The organism is Bowmanella dokdonensis (assembly GCF_017254865.1).
Taxonomy (GTDB): Bacteria; Pseudomonadota; Gammaproteobacteria; order Enterobacterales; family Alteromonadaceae; genus Bowmanella; species Bowmanella dokdonensis.
This window is the reverse complement of the sequence record NZ_JAFKCV010000302.1, coordinates 1-305: the sequence shown is the minus strand read 5'-3', so window position 1 is coordinate 305 and position 305 is coordinate 1. Positions and strand designations below refer to the sequence as shown.

Below are 305 nucleotides of genomic sequence, written 5' to 3'. Positions count from 1 at the left end.
GTATGCCGGTAGAAGTACAAAGCCGTTTTCATTTTAATCAGGCCTTTGAAAGTCGTTTTGCCATAGTGCCGGGCGTGGTGATGCTGATGCTGGCATTGATTCCGGCCATGATGACTGCGCTGGGCATCGTCAGGGAAAAGGAAACCGGCTCCATTGCTAACTTTCAGTCTACGCCTACCCGGCGCCTGGAGTTTCTACTGGGCAAGCAAACCCCTTATGTGTTGATTGCCTTTGTCAGTTATCTGTTACTGATGCTGATGGCCTTACTGGTATTTCAGGTACCAGTAAAAGGTTCAGTGTGGGTA

Annotated in this window: 1 protein-coding gene; it reads left to right on the top strand. The window is 49.2% G+C overall.

Going from position 1 to position 305, the window contains the following annotated elements; genetic code table 11:
• A partial coding sequence (locus J0A66_RS22685; RefSeq protein ID WP_206576060.1) for an ABC transporter permease occupies window positions 1-305 on the top strand: 305 nt, incomplete at both ends.